The organism is Rhizobium sp. H4 (genome assembly GCF_003013335.1).
Lineage (GTDB): Bacteria > Pseudomonadota > Alphaproteobacteria > Rhizobiales > Rhizobiaceae > Rhizobium > Rhizobium sophoriradicis.
The window spans coordinates 13,772-31,395 of sequence record NZ_PSOW01000011.1 but is presented as its reverse complement, the minus strand read 5'-3'; the positions used below and the strand labels follow the sequence as shown (position 1 = coordinate 31,395).

Annotated in this window: 20 protein-coding genes and 1 pseudogene; 16 read left to right on the top strand and 5 right to left on the bottom strand. The window is 60.6% G+C overall.

All coding sequences use genetic code 11. The features are described from left to right. The first annotated feature begins 273 nt into the window (after positions 1 to 273). Entirely contained in the window at positions 274 to 558 is a 285-nt protein-coding gene (locus tag C4N04_RS17935; RefSeq protein ID WP_245425612.1) for a hypothetical protein, read from the top strand. Positions 559 to 786: 228 nt separating this feature from the next. Here the strand turns inward: C4N04_RS17935 and C4N04_RS17925 are convergent, their stop codons facing one another. Together C4N04_RS17925 and C4N04_RS17920 are read right to left on the bottom strand one after the other, a co-directional pair. Beyond that, positions 787 to 996 carry a hypothetical protein gene (locus C4N04_RS17925; RefSeq protein WP_106796651.1) on the bottom strand — a complete coding sequence of 70 codons (210 nt, stop codon included), beginning with the start codon at positions 994 to 996 and terminating at the stop codon, positions 787 to 789. A gap of 1 nt (position 997) precedes the next feature. Continuing rightward, positions 998 to 1,198 (bottom strand): hypothetical protein, encoded by a 201-nt coding sequence (locus C4N04_RS17920; protein ID WP_009992991.1) that lies wholly within the window; start codon positions 1,196 to 1,198, stop codon positions 998 to 1,000. Positions 1,199 to 1,356: 158 nt separating this feature from the next. On the opposite strand from C4N04_RS17920, the gene C4N04_RS31865 reads away from it, so the two are divergent. Both C4N04_RS31865 and C4N04_RS17910 read left to right on the top strand, forming a co-directional pair. Continuing rightward, complete coding sequence (locus C4N04_RS31865; RefSeq protein WP_086156462.1) at positions 1,357 to 1,530, top strand: hypothetical protein; 174 nt, start codon at positions 1,357 to 1,359, stop codon at positions 1,528 to 1,530. 246 nt (positions 1,531 to 1,776) lie between these two features. Continuing rightward, positions 1,777 to 2,760, top strand: coding sequence for a hypothetical protein (locus C4N04_RS17910; RefSeq protein WP_245425610.1), 984 nt, complete (start codon positions 1,777 to 1,779; stop codon positions 2,758 to 2,760). 33 nt (positions 2,761 to 2,793) lie between these two features. Here C4N04_RS17910 and C4N04_RS32195 read toward each other — a convergent pair. Continuing rightward, a pseudogene (locus C4N04_RS32195) lies at positions 2,794 to 2,856 on the bottom strand (cytochrome P460); the annotation flags it as partial. A 131-nt stretch (positions 2,857 to 2,987) separates the two neighbouring features. Here C4N04_RS32195 and C4N04_RS17900 point away from each other — a divergent pair. Beyond that, positions 2,988 to 3,311, top strand: coding sequence for a hypothetical protein (locus C4N04_RS17900; RefSeq protein ID WP_106796650.1), 324 nt, complete (start codon positions 2,988 to 2,990; stop codon positions 3,309 to 3,311). Between the two features lie 158 nt (positions 3,312 to 3,469). Here C4N04_RS17900 and C4N04_RS17895 read toward each other — a convergent pair whose 3' ends face one another. Both C4N04_RS17895 and C4N04_RS17890 read right to left on the bottom strand, forming a co-directional pair. Continuing rightward, on the bottom strand, positions 3,470 to 3,913 hold the full coding sequence (locus C4N04_RS17895) for an SRPBCC family protein (RefSeq protein WP_106796649.1): 444 nt from the start codon (positions 3,911 to 3,913) through the stop codon (positions 3,470 to 3,472). 197 nt (positions 3,914 to 4,110) lie between these two features. Beyond that, positions 4,111 to 4,803 carry a type 1 glutamine amidotransferase domain-containing protein gene (locus C4N04_RS17890; protein ID WP_106796648.1) on the bottom strand — a complete coding sequence of 231 codons (693 nt, stop codon included), beginning with the start codon at positions 4,801 to 4,803 and terminating at the stop codon, positions 4,111 to 4,113. 251 nt (positions 4,804 to 5,054) lie between these two features. Between C4N04_RS17890 and C4N04_RS17885 the strand changes: the two genes are divergently transcribed. The 12 genes from C4N04_RS17885 to C4N04_RS17830 all read left to right on the top strand — a co-directional run bounded on the left by C4N04_RS17885 (position 5,055) and on the right by C4N04_RS17830 (position 17,593). Further along, positions 5,055 to 6,056: a LacI family DNA-binding transcriptional regulator gene (locus tag C4N04_RS17885; protein ID WP_106796647.1), complete on the top strand. Its 1,002-nt coding sequence runs from the start codon at positions 5,055 to 5,057 to the stop codon at positions 6,054 to 6,056. A 169-nt stretch (positions 6,057 to 6,225) separates the two neighbouring features. Then, positions 6,226 to 7,260: a sterol desaturase family protein gene (locus C4N04_RS17880; RefSeq protein ID WP_106796646.1), complete on the top strand. Its 1,035-nt coding sequence runs from the start codon at positions 6,226 to 6,228 to the stop codon at positions 7,258 to 7,260. Beyond that, on the top strand, positions 7,257 to 7,568 hold the full coding sequence (locus C4N04_RS17875; protein ID WP_106796645.1) for a MocE family 2Fe-2S type ferredoxin: 312 nt from the start codon (positions 7,257 to 7,259) through the stop codon (positions 7,566 to 7,568). Before C4N04_RS17880 ends, C4N04_RS17875 begins: the two co-directional genes overlap by 4 nt. A gap of 71 nt (positions 7,569 to 7,639) precedes the next feature. Further along, a complete protein-coding gene (locus C4N04_RS17870) occupies positions 7,640 to 8,584 on the top strand; it encodes a substrate-binding domain-containing protein (RefSeq protein WP_106796644.1) in 945 nt (314 codons plus the stop codon). Positions 8,585 to 8,643: 59 nt separating this feature from the next. Next, on the top strand, positions 8,644 to 9,849 hold the full coding sequence (locus C4N04_RS17865; protein WP_106796643.1) for an FAD-dependent oxidoreductase: 1,206 nt from the start codon (positions 8,644 to 8,646) through the stop codon (positions 9,847 to 9,849). Next, positions 9,846 to 10,679, top strand: a complete 834-nt coding sequence (locus C4N04_RS17860) for a xylose isomerase (protein ID WP_106796642.1) — start codon at positions 9,846 to 9,848, stop codon at positions 10,677 to 10,679. Before C4N04_RS17865 ends, C4N04_RS17860 begins: the two co-directional genes overlap by 4 nt. A gap of 240 nt (positions 10,680 to 10,919) precedes the next feature. Beyond that, a complete protein-coding gene (locus C4N04_RS17855; RefSeq protein ID WP_106796641.1) occupies positions 10,920 to 12,572 on the top strand; it encodes an EAL domain-containing protein in 1,653 nt (550 codons plus the stop codon). 75 nt (positions 12,573 to 12,647) lie between these two features. Continuing rightward, on the top strand, positions 12,648 to 13,154 hold the full coding sequence (locus tag C4N04_RS17850) for a hypothetical protein (RefSeq protein WP_106796640.1): 507 nt from the start codon (positions 12,648 to 12,650) through the stop codon (positions 13,152 to 13,154). Next, entirely contained in the window at positions 13,151 to 14,326 is a 1,176-nt protein-coding gene (locus tag C4N04_RS17845; protein WP_106796639.1) for a class I SAM-dependent methyltransferase, read from the top strand. The genes C4N04_RS17850 and C4N04_RS17845 overlap by 4 nt, the downstream gene beginning before the upstream one ends. Then, positions 14,323 to 16,683, top strand: a complete 2,361-nt coding sequence (locus tag C4N04_RS17840) for a SpoIIE family protein phosphatase (RefSeq protein WP_106796638.1) — start codon at positions 14,323 to 14,325, stop codon at positions 16,681 to 16,683. Before C4N04_RS17845 ends, C4N04_RS17840 begins: the two co-directional genes overlap by 4 nt. 3 nt (positions 16,684 to 16,686) lie before the next feature. Next, entirely contained in the window at positions 16,687 to 17,247 is a 561-nt protein-coding gene (locus C4N04_RS17835) for a hypothetical protein (protein ID WP_038689727.1), read from the top strand. 7 nt (positions 17,248 to 17,254) lie between these two features. Next, positions 17,255 to 17,593, top strand: a complete 339-nt coding sequence (locus C4N04_RS17830) for a hypothetical protein (RefSeq protein ID WP_010030401.1) — start codon at positions 17,255 to 17,257, stop codon at positions 17,591 to 17,593. The last annotated feature ends 31 nt before the right edge of the window (positions 17,594 to 17,624 follow it).

Sequence of the window (17,624 nt, the reverse complement as noted above, 5' to 3'; positions counted from 1 at the left end):
GCTCGAGAGAGCCTCCCTGAGTAGCGGAAGCCCGAAGGCTGGAGCCTCGAAGGCCGAGGCGGATGCGCCTCCCGTCAGGCCCTCAGTTCAATTGACACAATGAAAAAAACGAATATTCCTTCAAGCCGAAGTTGAGGATTTGAAGTGAAACATGCATTTGTATATTTGTTATTAGCAGCGACGACGATTCCGCTTTCGAGCTGCACGACGACCCCCGAAAGCTCCCGCCAGCAGTCGCTGTAGATCACGGCGCAAAGTGGCGTCAGAACGCTGGTGGCCAAGAACTGGCACATCGACGACGACTGCCGCCATATCGACTACCCCGCCATCAATATCGTCGAACGGCCCAAACACGGGCGTCTCGAAATCGTCCACGAACCGCTCTTCCCCAAGCTCGACGGAAAAGCGTCGAAATGCGAAACGATTAAGGTCAACGGCGTCGTCGGCTACTACACATCCGATCCCGGCTACACCGGCAGCGACCGACTCGTCATCCGCTCGCCCTATGAAGAGGGAAAGACCGAAGAGGGCGTGTTGAGCGTGAAAGTAGTCAAGTAGAATCCCTCGTCGAATAGCCTCGGCGCCACCTGGCGGTCGCCGAAGAAGGCATTGCCTTTCGTGAGATCGCCGCGCTCATCAGCCGTCGGCTGGATCCCACCGAGCCTGGCCTCCTCGCCGATATCGACCACCCGGCCTATTTCGGCGAGTGATCGATATCGCGGGGGCCGAGGCGACAAGAAAACAAAGACTAAAGCACGTCGCATGAAATCAGATTCTATACGTGTCCTAGCGCATGCGGCCCTCATTCATATCGGTGGGATCATAGTTGATGTCCCAATCCTTCTCCGGCTTTTTCTTGCCCGGCGGGTTCCGGTTGACCGTGGCATCCTCCGAGCCGGTGATGACGGTCGGCTTGGCGCTCGCAACACCGGTGGCCTTTCGGTCGGCCCGGGATTTGGGGAATTGGCCGGCTGCATCTTTTTCGGGATTCCCCATCTCATTCGCCTTTCTGCTTCATCGCGTCGCTGAAATCCTTCATTTCAGGGTCGCGGTTGTTTTCGTCGTTGGCGTCGCGGTTCTTGTCCGGATCGTCCTTGGCCTTCAGGTAGCCACGCGGCCTATTGCCCTTCGGTCCTTCCCATCGGGGGGATTGATCGGTGGTGCCGGGGGCGCCGTCCTTGGGTGTCGTCATGCCCATTGTCGTTTCTCCTTGGTTGAATAGGGAAAACCGCAAAAAGCCTGAACAGTTCCAGCCATTCATGAGGTCGCGGCGAGGAGGGTCGGCGCATAAAATTTGGAACAGTGTCGCCGCGCATCGGTTGGTAAGAGGTCGCAACCTGAAACATGGAGCCGAAAATGAGCAAGACCAACGCTCGTGAACTTCAGAACCGCGCCGAACAACAGGTCAGGAACACCAGCGCCGGCGGCCACCTTGGCGGCACCTATTTTGGCCAGCAACCCGACGGCAAAACCGCCTCGGACAGCAGCAACGACAGCGCCAAGGCCCGCCCCAACGATGGGAGCAATTGAGGGCTATGCCCGCTACAAGGCTTTGCACGCAATGTACCATTCACCGCGCATCCGCGCGGTGAATGGCTTCCTTCAGCGTCTCAGAAGAGTCTGCGTCTTAACATAATCAACTCACGGCAAAGTTGACGGATCGGCGGACGCATGCGGAAATCGCAGGCGTTAGGCGAACCAACCGCACGGTCCATACATACTCCACCCCGCCCTTATCTCGCCTGTCATTGAACGGCAACGCCTCTGCCCTAGCCTATGCTCGCGGCCGACCGGCCGCAGCGGGGCATCATCCGACAGCGGAAGGGGCGACGTGGCATCTATTCGATTGACGATGCAATTCGGGAGCTCGTCCCGGTTCTCTCCAAGGCGCCGGCGGCCGCCGTCAGCGGTGAATGGGCCGCCACCACCATGCAGGCCGGGCATTCCTCAAGCACGGGCGGCTACCGCGATGCGACCGGAAAGCCCGTGTCGGACGCTTCGCGCGATCCGCTGCGCGTCATCGGCGATGTCGTCGAAAGATTGGATGAGGCGACGACCGAGCGCTTCAACCGGGTGGTCGTCCGCTGGAAGAAGCCGGCCCTTCCCTTCATGCGGGCGCAGGTCACGATCGAAACCAGTTTCGACCAGACGATCGTGCCGCGCGGCCCCGACGACCCGATCTACGAGCGCGCCGCAAGTGCCCGCCGTGCCTTCTGGCAGAGCCGTGGCACCGTGCGCGAGGGCTTTGCCGCCGAGCGCGCCGCGGCCAATGTCTGTGCCCAGACCAAGTGGTTCGGCCCGCACCGCCGGATCCTGGCGATCGATGCGCCGGGAAAAATGATCCTTGCCACCGACGGTCTCTCCACACCCTGGGCCGGCATCTCCGAACCCGAGAACGGCGTCGAATGCGAACTCTTCATGGAATTCGGCGCCGCCACGCTGGATGCGGCGACCATCGCCGACTGGGGAACCCTTTTGATCAACCTCGGCGATCTCGTGGCCGACGGCTACCGCGTCGCACGCGATGTCGAAAACCATGGCGCCATCCTGTTCTGCCGGCTGACGGAGGATTACCACCCCCTGACCCGCATCATCCTCAGCCGTGATCCTCGCCGGATCGACGGCATGCCCTTCGGCTCCGTACCGCTGATCCGGGCAACGGCAATCGCCGCAACCGAGATCGAGGGCCGCGATCCCGACGAGGACTGGGGCGCATCGGCGGCGCGCCAGGCGCTGGCGAAACGCGGCATTGAGCTTTAGAAGACAAGCTCAAGGCGCCTAGCGTGTGAAAACCTAGTCGCGGTCTTTCACGTTGCCGATATGACAGGAAAGACAGGTTTCGCGCTGGGCGACGTCACCGGCTCGCCATTGAACCTTCCCCGCCGTATTCGCACCGGCTGCGTCGCGCCGACCATTTCATTGAGATGTCATGAAACTTCTTGTCCCGGACAGGCTTTCTACGACGGAAGCAAAACAAGGAGCTCCAAATGTCCGGCGAAGCCGAAAACCACGTTAAAACCGCCATCGTTCCAGTTCAGAAGGCCTCATCGGCCGAGCAAGCCGCCACCACGGCGGTGCTCGAAGACATGCAAAGGACAGGCCTCGAGCCCCTTCATACCGCGCCGGCGCCGACAGCGGCGCCATTTTCCTGGGACCTCGATCCGCACGAAATGGCCAAGCTGATGTCCGCGGTGATGACACTGCCGATGGTCTTCTGGTCGACGGGCCTATCCCTGGCCTATTCCCTCTGGCTCTCCTCGCTGCCTCCTGCACCCGGAACGATAGATCCGATCCGTCAACGCCCGGCTTAGCAGCGATCGATCGCCGGTCGGCCGTGACCCGGACCTCTATGGAAACCCACCTTTCCGCCCTCATTCCAGGGATATTTGCCGGATGAGGGCGGAGAGGCAAAGCGCGGCGCCAGAGCAGGCGCAGCTGGTTGGCCGCTTTCAAGGCTGGCGCAGCCGCTTTATTCGTGGATATCCGGCTCGACGACCTTGGCAAGATTGCGCAGCGATTCCTGCCAGCCGAGGTAGCAGGCCTCGGGCGGGATGACGTCGGGCACGCCAGCCTGGGTGATGTTCACTTCGGTGCCGACCGAGAATTTTTTCAGCGTCACAGTGACATCCATTTCGCCCGGCAGGTTGGGGTCTTCGAACTTGTCGGTGTAGCGAACCCTTTCGCCCGGGACGAGCTCGAGGAATTCGCCGCCGAAGGCGTGGCTGTTGGCGGTGGTGAAATTGCGGAAGGACATTCTAAAGGTGCCGCCGACGGCCGGTTCCAGATGATGCACAGTGCAGAGAAAACCGTTCGGCGGAAGCCATTTGGCAAGCGCGTCTGCCTCGATGAAGGCGCGATAGACCTTTTCCGGGCTGGTCGCGAAAACGCGGTGCAGGCGTATGGTGTTCGGCATGGTGGTGTTCCTTCTGGTGGACGGGATGAACGGGCTAAGGACGGACAAGCCTTTGCCGATCCGACATGGGATCGATCTTTTCTTCAAGAAAAATCGCTCGGAGGCGTGCGGGTGTCAGCTCGGCATGCTTTGGAACTGTGGAAGATGGCGGCCCGCATCTGGGTTGCAAGCTGCCGCGCCTTGCGCCGCCGCTGCGTTCAGGCCGCTGCCTGCTCGCCCAGCGCATTGAGCAGCAGGCGAGCGGCCTGCTTCGAAGAAGCCGGGTTCTGTCCGGTGATCAGCTGATCGTCCTGGACTACATGCACGGCCCAGTCTTCCGCCGCCGAAAACTTTGCCCCCTGCTCTCTCAGCACGTCTTCGAGCAAATAGGGCACGACCTCGACGAGCTGCACGGCGGCCTCCTCGGAATTGGTAAAGCCGGTGACAGTCCGCCCCTTGGCGATCGGCCCGCCATCGGGTGCCTTGACCTTCGTCAGTATCCCCGGCGCGTGGCAGACGAGCGCCAGCGGTTTTCCGGCCGCAAGCGTCTCCTCGATCAAGGCGTGGGCATTGCTGTCGTTGGTCAGATCCCAAAGCGGGCCATGGCCGCCGGGAAAGAACACGGTGTCATAATCAGCCTGGTCGACGTCGGACAGCTTCAGCGTATTGGCGAGCGCCGCCGTAGCCGCCGGGTCTCGTTCAAAGCGTCGCGTGTCTTCCGTCTGAAAGGCCGGCTCGTTGCTCTTCGGATCGAGCGGAGGCTGACCTCCTTTGGGCGAAGCGAGCGCCACCTCCGCTCCGGCGTCGCGGAAGACGAAATAAGGCGCGGCGAGCTCCTCGAGCCAGAAGCCCGTTTTCTTCCCGGTATTTCCCAGCTGATCATGTGATGTGAGAACCATGAGAATTTTCATTGCCCAGCTCCTTCGCTCCGGCCGGAGGACAAAGCCTTCGTGTCCGGGTTAACGGTGAAATACTGCCTGCAATCTCATGCTGAATTGCCAAAATCATAGATCGACCACCGGCGCGACACAAGCCTCCTGTTCCATTCGAATGATGAGGACGCGCCTGATCGTCCCGCCCTTCAAATTCCTGTTGGAGACGCATAGAAGATCCGTATCGCTGTTGCGCATCGGTTCAGCGGAGCCTTCGAGGATCTTGGAAAGTGAGCAAGCCGAATTATCGGGATATCGCCCGCCATGCCGGCGTCGGCACTGCCACGGTCGAGCGCGTCCTGAACGGGCGCGGCGGCGTCCGGCCGGAGCTGGTCGAGAAGGTCATATCCGCCGCACGCAGCCTGGACTATCCGCGTAGACTTCCCGAAGCCCATCGCGGCCTGCTGCGGATAGAAGTGCTGATGGTTCGTCCGGAAACCAGCTTCTATCGTCGCCTTTCTCATGCGTTCGAGAGAATTGCGGCGACCCTCGATCCATTGGTCGTCGTCCACCGCAGTTTCACCGACGAGATGAATGCGGACGCGGTCGCGCGGCGCATCCTGTCCACCGACCTTCCGCGCGCCGGCCTGATCCTGGCCGTGCCGAGCAGCCCGTTGATCAGTGCCGCGGTGGAAAAGGTGAATGCGCAAGGCCTGCCCGTCGTCCACGTCGTCACCCGCGCTTCCGAGCGCGTTGGCGAGTTCATCGGCATCGACAATGAGGCCGCCGGCCGGACGGCCGCGCTCTACATCTGCCGAATGGCGCGTCGGACCGGACCTGTCGTTGCCATCTGCCATCCGATCTATCAGGTGCACCGCGATCGGATCCGCGGCTTTTCGGAGTATTTTCGCGATCATCCCGGCGCCTCCAGCTTCGAGTGGCTGGGATTCGGCGGCGACGAGGAGCGCGCCAGCGCCGATCGGCTGTGGTCGGCGCTGGAGATGTATCCCGAGCTTGCTGGTCTCTACAATGCCGGGGGCGCCAATTCCGCCCTGATCGAGGTGCTGCGCCGGCATCCTGGCGGTCGCGACGTGTTTTTCGTCGGCCACGAATTGACCGACTATACGCGCGCAGCCTTGCTGGACGGCGTCATGGACGTGGTGCTGGACCAGGCGCCGGAGGCGCAGGCGCGGCGGGCGCTCGATCTCGTTCTGCACCGCATCGGCCTGACCGAGATCAAACCGGACCAGGCACCGATCCGTTTCATCACCATCACCAAGGAAGGGCTTTGATCTAATTAGATCAAGGAAGGCTTCGCCGTTTCGAACTCCCGCTGCTAGTTTCGCATCAGGGAGACGATCCGGCGCGGCAAGGACCCGGCGGATCAAGGCGCAAGTGGCGCTCTCCCTGAGCAAAAACATGTGCGGACCGGGGACGTCCGGCGCTTGGGAGGAGATGCGAATGGATGATCTGAAATTCGGCAAGCGCAACAAGCGCGGCGATTGGGCGCCGGACCGGCCGGTCGAGACCGCGCCGCTTTTCGCCTTCCCGCCGCAGCTGACGGCGGTCCTGAAATGGCTGCCGCACTATTTCCTGCCCTGGAACCTGATGTTTGCCGCCTCCGCGCTCGCCTACTGGGCCTGGATCATCCCCCCGGTCGAAACGATGCATACGCTGAGCCTTGGCTGGATCGCCTGGCTTTACGCCGTCAACACCGTCGCGGTCTTGCTGTTCTACGGCGCCTTCGAACTGCATCTCTATGTGCTGAAGCGCCAGGAAAACCGCTTCAAGTACAACGGCAAGTTCCCGGCCGAGCAGAAAAACAGCGCCTTCTGGTTCCAGCGCCAGAACCTCGACAATATGCTGCGCACCTTCCTGTCGGGCGTGGTGATCTGGACCGCCGTCGAGGTCGGCATGCTCTGGGCCTATGCCAACGGCTATGCGCCCTGGCTCGGCTTCGCGGAAAATCCCGGGACGCTGGCGCTCGTCGCCCTCGTGGTTCCTGTTATTCACGAGTTCCACTTCTTCTGCATCCACCGGCTCATCCACACGCCCTTGCTCTACAAATGGGTGCACTCGGTCCATCACAACTCGGTCAACCCCTCGCCCTGGTCGTCGCTGTCGATGCATCCGATCGAGCATCTGCTCTATTTCGGAACCGCATTCTACCATCTGCTCCTGCCCTCCAACCCGATCATCATGCTCTACCAGCTGCATTATGCCGGCTTCGGGGCAATTCCCGGCCATGTCGGCTTCGACAAGGTCGAGATCGGCAAGGACGGGCTGGTCGACAGCCACGCCTATGCGCATTACCTCCACCACAAATATTTCGAGGTGAACTACGGCGACGCGCTGATCCCGCTCGATAAGTGGTTCGGCACCTGGCACGACGGCTCCCCCGAAGGCGAGGCGCAGATGCAGGAGCGCTACCGCAGGCGCAAGGAAAAACTCGCCGCCCGCAAGGCGCGCCTGGAAGTCGAAGGAGCCGCCGAATGACCTGGGTCACAGCTGGCAAACTCGACGACATCGAACAGGAAGGCGCCATCCGCTTCGACCATGGCGGGCGCACCTACGCGATCTACCGCGGCCCCGACGACAGCGTCTATTGCACCGCCGGTCTCTGCACCCACGAGGCGATCCATCTCGCCGACGGATTGGTCATGGATTTCGAGGTCGAATGTCCGAAACATTCCGGCGCCTTCGACTATCGCACCGGCGAAGCCCTGAGGCTTCCGGCCTGCGAGAACCTGAAGACCTACCCGGCCGAGGTGATCGATGGAGAGGTTCGCGTGGCTCTGACCTGAGCCCGCGACATAGGCAGGCCTGAACGGCCTCCGGAATGGATCGGGCGGCCCGGCGCCCTTGGGAGGATAAGATGAAATCAATCTGTGTGGCGGCCGTCCTGGCCGCCCTGACGACGACTGCTGCCTCGGCCGAGACGATCGGCGTGTCCATGCAGAGTTTCGACAATAATTTCCAGACGCTGCTGCGCGAAGGCTTGCAGGCAAGGGCATCCAAGCTCACCGGCGTCAGCCTGCAGATCGAGGATGCCCAGACCGACGTTTCCAAACAGCGCAGCCAGGTCGACAATTTCATCGCATCGGGGGTCGATGCGATCATTATGACGCTCGCCGACACCTCGGCCGCCACCGGCATCAGCGAGGCGGCCCGAAAGGCCGGCATTCCGCTCGTCTACCTCAATCTCGAGCCGGAAAATATCGACAAGCTGCCGGAAAAGCAGGCCTATGTCGGCTCGAAGGAAACCGATTCCGGAAGGCTCGGCGCCGAAGCCGCCTGTGAATTGCTGAAGAAGAAGGGCAAGGCGAACGACGCCCAGGCTTACATTTTGATGGGCGATCTCGCGCATCAGGCCTCGCGCGACCGCACCTCGTCGGTCAAGGCGACGCTCGCGGCAGGCGATTGCAAGGGCGTGACCATCGCCGATGAGCAGACCGCCGCCTGGACCCGCACGAACGCCATGGATCTGACCACGAACTGGCTGACGGCAGGCCGTCCGATTGACGTGATCTTCGCCAATAATGACGAGATGGCGCTAGGCGCTATTCAGGCGCTCAAGGCATCCGGCGTGTCGATGGACGATGTCATCGTCGTCGGCATCGATGCGACGCAGGACGCACTGGCGGCGATGGCGGCGGGCGATCTTGACGTGACCGTCTTCCAAAACGCCAAACAACAGGCGGCAAGCGCCGTCGACGCGGCCGTCGCGCTTGCCCACGGCAACAGCGTCGACAAGGAAGTCTGGGTGCCGTTCGAACTGGTCACGCCGACGAACATGGCCGAATACGCCAAGAAGAACTGATCCTCCCCGGCCGGTGTCTCCTCCTCACGAGCGCCGGCCGCTCTTTTCAGGAGAACAGCATGGACGGTATCGTCATTATCGGTGCGGGCGAGTCCGGGACCCGGGCGGCCTTTGCACTGCGCGAAGCAGGCTATCGCGGATCCGTCACGCTGGTCGGCGCCGAACCCCATCTGCCCTATGAACGGCCGCCCCTGTCGAAAACTGTCGACGGTGCGGTGCAGATGAAGCTGATCTGCGCGCCAAATGCGCTTGATGCAGCAGGCATCACCTATCTCAAGGGTATGTCGGCCACCAGGCTGGATGCCGACGCCGCGACCGTGACGGTAAGCGACGGTCGGATATTGCGTTACGAAAAGCTGCTTCTGACCACCGGCGCACGGCCGAGACGGCTTGCCTGCCCCGGCGCCGAGCGTGCACTCGACTTCCGCACCCACGCCGACGCCGAAGCGATCTTCTCCAACATCACCCCCGGCCGGAGCGTCGCGATCATCGGCGCGGGTCTGATCGGGATGGAGCTCGCATCGGTGCTTCGCAGCAGAAACGTTGCGGTCAGCGTGATCGAAGCCGCGCCCAAGCCCTTGGGCCGCGCAGTCCCTGCCCGCTTTGCCGACAAGCTGCACATCAGACATGCCGCCGAAGGCGTGCGTTTTCATTTCGATCGGGCTGTGGCGGCAATCGGCGACGATGGCGTCACCTTGACCGACGGCAGCGTGGTGCCCGCCGATCTCGTCGTCAGCGCGATCGGGGTCCTGCCCGACATCGCCCTGGCGGAAGCGGCTGGACTGGCCACCGGCAATGGCGTTCTGACGGATGCCTATCTTCGCACCGGCGCGCCGAACATCTATGCGGCAGGCGATTGCGCGGCGGTCGCCCAACCGGCCGGAGGACATATCCGCTATGAAAGCTGGCGCAACGCCAGAACGCAGGCCGAGACCGCGGCGCGCAACATGGCCGGCACCGCCGAGGCGTTTGCCGCCATTCCCTGGTTCTGGTCCGACCAGTACGATCTGGGCCTGCAGGTGGCGGGGCAGCCGCAGCCCGCCCAACAGACTGTCCGGCGCTTGATACCGGCGGGCGAGCTCGAATTCTATCTCGACGATGGCCGCCTCGTGGCGGCCGCCGGCCTTGGTATCGGCAATGGCCTGGCCAAGGATATCAAGCTTGCCGAACTGCTGATTGCCGCAGGTGTCAGTCCCTCGCCCGCGGCGCTGGCAGACCCGAGCGTCAACCTCAAGATGCTTCTGAAAAGCGCGCGGGCCGCATGACGCAGAAGCTGCTCATCTTCCAGTCGCTCTGGGCCATGGAGCGCCGGCACACGGACGGATTCGAGCGCACACTTGACGAGAACATCGCGATGATTCGCCAGGCGGGCTTCGACGGCATCAGCGCGCATTACACCAACCGCCGGGATGTCGTTTTGCTGAACGAGACGCTCCGAGGCAGCGGGCTGAAGATCGAGGCGGTCTGCTTTCCCCGCTCAGTCGAGGATCTGCGGCTGCCGCTGGAGCTTGCCGCGGCCTTTCCCGTCAGCCACGTCAACCTGCAGCCCGATATCCGCCTCCGCCGCGTCGAGGCTTGCCTGCCGCTCCTCGACGGTTGGATGCGGCTCGCCGAAGATGCCGGCATTCCGGTCTTCATCGAAACCCATCGCGACCGGATGACGACGGACCTGTTCTTCACATTGGATCTGCTCGACCGGCGTCCCGAACTGCCGCTGTTGGCCGATCTGTCGCATTTCCTGGTCGGCCGCGAATTCGCCTTTCCGGTCGATGAGGAAAACCACGCCCATGTCAGGCGCGTCCTGCAGAATGCCCATGCATTTCATGGTCGCGTCGCCTCACGCGAACAGGTACAGATCGAAATCGCCTTTCCGCACCACCGGCCATGGGTCGATCTCTTCCTGCAATGGTGGGAGTATGGTTTTCGCCATTGGCGATCCCGTGCCGCCGATGACGCCGAGCTGGTTTTTACCTGCGAGCTAGGTCCCAAACCCTATGCGATCACCGGCAGAGACGGCAACGATTCGACCGACAGATGGGCCGAGGCTCTGGCGCTGCGCCAGATGGTGCGTGAATTGTGGGATGCCTTTGGCTGAGCCGGATTGAACGAATATCGCACGGTAATTCCTTCTCTCGCGCCCCCGCGGCGGCTCTCTCAATGGCCGCCATCAACCTCGTCGCATCAGTTGCGGGCGTCCACAGCGGCGAACACGCCGGCGGAGATTTGGGGATTGTTAATCAGAAATGCCTAATGTAAATCTTAACGAGCACAAGTTGTGCGGGAGCAGAGTTACTATAATATCTGGTAGGATATTCGACTAGGGAGAACCTCCTACATGCGGAAAATTCCTGCTGCCCGTTTAGCCCTCGGAAAGCCGGAGGCAGAAGCTTCGAGCTTGGTCGACCGGCTTTTGTTCTTTGACCGCGATTTCAATCCCATCGAGGATCTGCACGGCAATGCGCTGCCTTCGTCCGTCAAACCGGCTGCCTCCTTCTGGGAGCATTTTCCCGAGTTGGACAAATCAGCAATTACGCTCGCTTTCCGTTCATTGGATGATAATTCCCAGCCTTTGCGAATATCGGGCGATCTCGGCGCCCCCGGCTCACATGGCCTGACGATCTATCGGATCGGCGACCTGTTTGCCGTCGTCCGATCCGAGGAACGGATTGACGATGAACGCGCAACGCTTTTGCATCTCGCGACCCATGATCCGCTGACTGGACTGCCGAACCGGCGCCAGTTCAGCGAAGACCTGACCACCCTGTTGCAGGAAACCCCGGGCTCGAACGAGACTCTGTCGCTGATGCAACTCGACCTCGACGATTTCAAACCCGTCAACGACACGCTCGGGCATGCCGCCGGCGACAAGCTTCTTCAATCGGCTGCAAGGCGTATTCTCGCCTGCCTTTCCAGCGATGACAGAGCCTATCGGCTGGCCGGCGATGAATTCACGGTGATATCGGTGGGCTCGGGACAACCGGCCAAAGCGCACCGTTTGGCGGAGGATCTGGTTGCTGCGTTCAAAAAGCCCTTTACGATAAACGGCATCGCAGTCTTTGTCGGCACCAGCATCGGCATATCCACGGCTCCAACGGACGGGACAACTCCGGAGGAGCTTATGAAGGCGTCCGACCTCGCACTCTACACCGCCAAGAAAGAGGGGCGCGGTCGGGCAAAAGCCTTTGACTCGGCAATGCTCGAGCTGCTGGAGCAGCGGGAACTGCTGCGCCGCAGCCTCCGCATGGCCCTGGTCCAACAGCAATTCTATGTCGAATACCAGCCTATCGCCGAGGGCGGCTGCATCGTCGGCTTCGAGGCATTGCTGAGATGGCATCATCCCCTGCTCGGAAAGATTCCGCCGGCGTCGTTCATTCCGATGGCAGAGGCGGATGGAATGATGCCCGAGATAGGCGCGTGGGTTTTGGAGCAAGCATGCCGTGAGGCGATGAAGTGGCCCGAGAACTACATCGTCGCCGTCAATCTGTCAGCAGCTGAATTCCTGACAAGCGGCCTCACCGACCGCATTTCCCAGACGCTGGACCTGGTCGGACTTCCGCCCGACCGCCTTGAGCTCGAAATAACCGAAAGCGTGCTGCTCGAGCGGACCGTCAACAACATCGACACCCTGAACACGCTCAATGTGCTGGGCATCCGAATTTCGCTTGATGATTTCGGGATGGAATATTCATCGCTGAGCTATCTGAAAACATTTCCTTTCGATACGATCAAAATCGACAAATATTTTATCACCGATCTCGAAACGGATCTAAAAAGCCAGGCAATCGTCCGCTGCATCGTCAACCTTGCACATGACCTCGACATGCAGGTGACAGCCGAGGGGGTCGAGACGCGGGGTCAGGCGGAATGGCTGCACAGCGTCGGCTGCGACAGGCTGCAGGGCTATCTTGTGAGCAGGCCGCTTCCCGTGGCGGCAATTGACGAATTCATTACCCGCGCGGACGCATCCAAGATCCACGCTCGACAATAGTGCTTTAACGACTTTTCGCCATGCTCCTAGATCGCATGCAAATCTGACGCTCCAGACAGACGAAAGGAGGGTGCATTGGAAGAGGAAGCATCCCGCTTCGACGACCACGCATTTGTGCCGATGGTATCGCTGGAAATGAACGTTGCGGTGTTCAAATCTCAATGGCAGTTTTGCGACGAGATTACCGAATATCTCTCCGACATTCTCGGCCAGGGTCACAGCGATCCCGCGCGGTACGCCAACTTTCTTTCAGTCGCGGCAAACGAACTGATCGAACTCGCTTTCCGCGCGACGAACGGACGGGGCAAGATAAGTTTCAGCCTCGCGCGCAGCGCGACCTACAATCGGCTGCGAATTGCGTTTCCCTGCGATGAGGAGTTTCGCCGCAAACACACGGAGGCAGGGTCAGGTGAAATCCAGCCTGGCCTCGACGACGGGTCCGGTCGCCTGGTCACGAAGTCCGATGGGGCTTTGCTCAGCAATTTGGCGACAATATTCGGCGCCGCCATCCACATCGAGAAAGACGGCGCGGACGGGATCGGCATCATTGCCGATTTCCCCTCGGCCGAGGATTTTCAATGAACCTGCTGTCCCTGCCCTTCACCGTGCGGTTTGATCCGACAAATCAGGAGCTCGTGCTGTCCGGCAAGATGCGGCCCCAAAGTGCCGCTGAGATTGCCGATGCGCTCGAGTTGGTGCGGCAGAGTTTGGAAAAATACAGCGGCATCGTTTACCTGAACGTCAAGCGCCTGACGCACATCAACATGACGGCCTTCACCGCTCTGTGCGATATCCTCGCGGCCGGCTGCCGAACGAGGCCGGAACGGAACATCAAGATCATTACCTCGAGCGTGATGGCATGGTCTGCTTCGCTATTCGAGATGCTGGCGGCATCGCTGCCGAACCTGTCGGTCGAGGTCTATGATTCGGCGTTTTATCCCGGACAGAGCTTTGTCGAGGACGAGTCGTTTATTCCCATCCTGCGCACGCAGACGAAAATGACCTGGAGGCATGAGCGCGAACTCTTGCCGCGCCACGGTCTGCGCAGCGGTGTTGCTGCCATGGCGGATATCTGCTGCGGCATCGGTGATTTCGCGACCTTGGTTCAGCGGGAATTCAAACCGGCCCGCCTTGTCGCGCTGGATCACTCCGTGCGCAGTCTCGACTATGCCCGCAGGGTCGCTGCCGACTTCGATCTGCAAAGCATCGAATACACGTATGGCGACGCCTCGCAGATGCTGCTTCGAGACGATCAGTTCGACTTTGTCACCTGCCGGCACTCGCTGCAGATTTTCGACCGCCCGGAGATGCTGCTGCGGGAGCTTTATCGCATCTGCAAGCCGGGCGGCCGTGTCTACATCACCAACGAAAAGAATTCGCACTGCCTGGGCGAGCCGCACGCCGAATCGATAAAATGGACCTACGAGGAAGTCGCCAAGCTTTTCAGCCACTTCGACATGGATGTCGAAATGGGACCGAAAAGCCGCCATCTTCTCCTCAACGCCGGCTTCGATGACATCAAGGTCGACTGCTTCATGGTTACGAATCTTGACGGCGACCCCCAGGACTTCGCGGACATCATCGAAGCCTGGGAAAATGTCTATGCAGGTGAGATGGCGGTGCGCCGCGGCGACTCACCAGATTTCATTCGCAGGTTCCGGCAGGGATTCAAGGATCACGTCTTTGCCGCTCTTCACCCCAAAGGTTATGCAGGCTGGCCGATCTGGGCAGCCTCTGGTCGAAAGCCGCTGTGATGGACGGGCACGTATCGAAGAGACCGATGGGACTGCGCTCGTTTCGAGCAAAGTTCATCCTGGTCGTCGGTGGCGCCGTCCTTTTCGACCTGCTGGTCAGCGGCGGCCTGGCACTTTGGAACGTTCAGAGGCTCTCGCGCGACGCGACGCTCGAAGTCGGCCAGGGCCTGGAAGCCGCGAGCCAGGAATACATCCGCACCTATGCCGATTCGACCGCAGCCCAGGTGAGCCTGCTCCTGCGGCAGGTTCACAACGACGTCGACACTCTGGCAGGCGTGCTCCAGGCGCAGATCGACAATCCCACCCGCAATTCCGACGTCGGCACAGCGATCGCCCGCACATCTCCCGGCAGCGTCAACCTGTCTTACGACGAGAAGGGGAAATGGTCTCAGAACGCGCCCGGCTCCGCTTCGGTCGTCAGCGTGTGGGGTTATCTACTGGGACAGGACCATCAGCCAAGGCCCGACGTTGCGCGCGACATAGAGACAAGCGCAGTTCTCGATCTGGTTGCCCCGAGCCTCCTGCAGCACGGCGCTTCAAAGCTGCAGATGTACTACATCGGACCGAAGGCACGACCGATCTTCAGGACGGCGCCCTACACCGACCAGGCCCAGACTTTCGATCGCCTCTACCCCGGGCACAACGAGGCCGATTTCTGGGACTTCTTTTTCCCCGGCCTCTATGAGTCCTGGCAAAGCTGGGCCAGGGACGCGAAAACGCGGCCCGTCGGCGACGACATCACCCAGACGGCGCCCTATACCGATGCCATTACCGGCAAGCTGATCGTCAGTTTCTTTCATCCGCTCTGGACCGCCGACAGGAAGGATGTCGCCGGGACGGCCGGCGCCGATATTACGCTCGACCAGCTCGCCCAGACGGTGGAAAATGTGAAAGTCGCCCAGTCCGGCTTCGGATTCCTGGCAATGTCCGACGGCAACGTGGTCGCAATCAACAGTACAGGCGAAAAGACGCTCGGCTTGGTTTCGGCGAGCGGTGCGAGCGGAACCGGCGTGACCGGGCTGGAGCGTTCGCTGAAAGGAAGCTCACAGCCGGCGATCGCGAAACTGGCGCTCGACCGCGAACAGGGCATCCAGCACCTGCTGTTGCAGCGGGACGGCAACGAAGTTCCCTATATCGTCATCGTCAAGAAGCTGCCTGCGACCAATCTCTGGTCCAGCGGCCCGGTTCGGCAAGAGGCGATGCTGCTTGGGGTGGTTGTGCCGGAACGGGAAATCGACGCTTCCCTCTATGCCGCCCAGGCCAAGATATCCGAGGCCACCAACCGGATCGTGATCTACCAGATCCTCGCAATCCTGATGTCGCTGCTGATCGTGGCGATCGCCGTGTTTGCGGCTTCAAAACGCATAACGAGCGGCATCCGGGCCCTTGCCGGTGCCGCCAAACGAATTGAGGCGCAAGACTATTCGGTCCGGGTGGCGATATCGAGCAAGGATGAGGTTGGTGTTGCCGGCGAAGCCTTCAACCGGATGGCCGAACGGATCAGCTATCACACCGAAAATCTCGAGCAGCTGGTCGAGGAACGAACGGCCCAGATCGAAGATGCGAAGGAAGAGATCTCGGCGCTGAACGCCCAGCTCCAGCGGGAAAACCGCCGTCTAGGAACGGAGCTCGCCGTTGCCGAGAGAATCCAGATGATGGTTCTTCCGCTGCAACAGGAGCTCGAAGAATTTCAGGACATCGAGATCGCAGCCTATATGCGGCCTGCCGAAGAAGTCGGCGGCGATTATTACGACGTCCTGAAGAACGGCAAGCGGTTGAAGATCGGCATTGGCGACGTCACCGGCCATGGGCTCGAAAGCGGCGTGCTGATGCTGATGGTCCAATCCGTCGCCCGCGCTCTGCAGGAAGCAGGAAATACCGACGCCGTCGAGTTTCTGGCCAATTTGAACAGCGCCCTGTTCAAGAACATCGTCAGGACCAGGATCGACAAGCATCTCACGCTCGCCTTTCTCGACTATGACGGCAAAGAGATGATCCTGTCGGGCCAGCACGAGGAAGTCGTCATCGTGCGGGCAAACGGCGAGATTCAACGGATCGACACGATGGAACTCGGCATACCGATCGGGTTGGAAGCCGATATTTCCGCCTTCATCAAAACCCGTGAAATAGCCTTCGAGAAAGGCGACCTGATCCTCCTGCATACCGACGGGGTGACGGAAGCCGAAAACGATGCGGGAGAACTGTTCGGCATGGAGCGCCTGTGCAGGGAAGCGCTCCGCTTGAAGGATCAGAGCGCTGAGAAAGTCGTTTCGGAAATTGTCGCGACATTAATGCTCTTCATCGGATCCCAGAAGATTTACGACGACATCACGCTTCTCGCAGTGCGGCATAGGTGAGACATGACGGCCAAAATATACGGTCTCGAATCTCTGGTGGACATCAGCCTGGATTCCGGCGCTCGCCTCACGTTGAGCGACGGGCCACTTCAGCTTGGATGGAGGCACTCGGGAATGACGTCGGACTTCATCGCCGAGATCATGGCCCTGCCCTATTCCCGTTCGAAGAAGGACTACCTGCAGGCGCATCATGACATCGGATATCTCAGCAACGAACTGATCGAAAATGCCGTGAAATTTCGACAGCCCGGCGAGATCCTGATCGAAGCCGGCATGGTCAAGGGAAGCTTTTTGATCAGAGTCCGGAACGCCATCGACCGCGCGACATCATCTCGCTTTCAGCAGCTCCTGCAACGCCTGCAATCCAAGGAGCCCGGCGTACTGCTTCTTGAGCAAATCGAAACCAACGCCATATCGTCAGCAGGCGGTTCCGGCCTGGGTTTGCTCACCCTTCTGAGTGATTACGATGCAAGAATGGCATGGACATTCGAAGAGAATAACGACGAGCAGATCATACTGACGACTACGGCAGCTGTAGCGATGCCACCCTCCTCCAATTTGTGAGCAAAGAATGGAAATCAGCGACGAGAACTTCCGCGTATGGGCGGAGAAAAATGAAGTCTTCTTCGATGGCGTCTTCCGCCTGGCGGGACCCGATGCCTATGCACCGATTTATTCATTGATAACAACCCTCCTGCACGAAGGGCACAAACAGGTGACCTTCGACCTGACCGGTCTCGAATTCCTCAATTCGTCGGGCATCAATCTCCTGGCGAAATTGACGATCGAAGCCAGAAAAATGGGCGACCTCCTGCTCATTGTGAAGGGTACCAACCAACATCCTTGGCAAGCGAAATCGCTCCCGAATCTGAAGAAGCTGCACCCGCTGCTCGATTTGCGCCTGGCGTGAGCTGGGGCGAGGAACCTCTCCGTCCTCAATC

Coding starts and splice junctions, on each gene's coding strand:
- C4N04_RS17845 (WP_106796639.1), top strand. CDS start 13,151: ATGAACCTGCTGTCCCTGCCCTTCACCGTGCGGTTTGATCCGACAAAT.
- C4N04_RS17870 (WP_106796644.1), top strand. CDS start 7,640: ATGAAATCAATCTGTGTGGCGGCCGTCCTGGCCGCCCTGACGACGACT.
- C4N04_RS17865 (WP_106796643.1), top strand. CDS start 8,644: ATGGACGGTATCGTCATTATCGGTGCGGGCGAGTCCGGGACCCGGGCG.
- C4N04_RS17895 (WP_106796649.1), bottom strand. CDS start 3,913: ATGCCGAACACCATACGCCTGCACCGCGTTTTCGCGACCAGCCCGGAA.
- C4N04_RS17910 (WP_245425610.1), top strand. CDS start 1,777: ATGCTCGCGGCCGACCGGCCGCAGCGGGGCATCATCCGACAGCGGAAG.
- C4N04_RS17875 (WP_106796645.1), top strand. CDS start 7,257: ATGACCTGGGTCACAGCTGGCAAACTCGACGACATCGAACAGGAAGGC.
- C4N04_RS17880 (WP_106796646.1), top strand. CDS start 6,226: ATGGATGATCTGAAATTCGGCAAGCGCAACAAGCGCGGCGATTGGGCG.
- C4N04_RS17890 (WP_106796648.1), bottom strand. CDS start 4,803: ATGAAAATTCTCATGGTTCTCACATCACATGATCAGCTGGGAAATACC.
- C4N04_RS17835 (WP_038689727.1), top strand. CDS start 16,687: ATGACGGCCAAAATATACGGTCTCGAATCTCTGGTGGACATCAGCCTG.
- C4N04_RS17855 (WP_106796641.1), top strand. CDS start 10,920: ATGCGGAAAATTCCTGCTGCCCGTTTAGCCCTCGGAAAGCCGGAGGCA.
- C4N04_RS17920 (WP_009992991.1), bottom strand. CDS start 1,198: ATGGGCATGACGACACCCAAGGACGGCGCCCCCGGCACCACCGATCAA.
- C4N04_RS17830 (WP_010030401.1), top strand. CDS start 17,255: ATGGAAATCAGCGACGAGAACTTCCGCGTATGGGCGGAGAAAAATGAA.
- C4N04_RS17900 (WP_106796650.1), top strand. CDS start 2,988: ATGTCCGGCGAAGCCGAAAACCACGTTAAAACCGCCATCGTTCCAGTT.
- C4N04_RS17860 (WP_106796642.1), top strand. CDS start 9,846: ATGACGCAGAAGCTGCTCATCTTCCAGTCGCTCTGGGCCATGGAGCGC.
- C4N04_RS17925 (WP_106796651.1), bottom strand. CDS start 996: ATGGGGAATCCCGAAAAAGATGCAGCCGGCCAATTCCCCAAATCCCGG.
- C4N04_RS31865 (WP_086156462.1), top strand. CDS start 1,357: ATGAGCAAGACCAACGCTCGTGAACTTCAGAACCGCGCCGAACAACAG.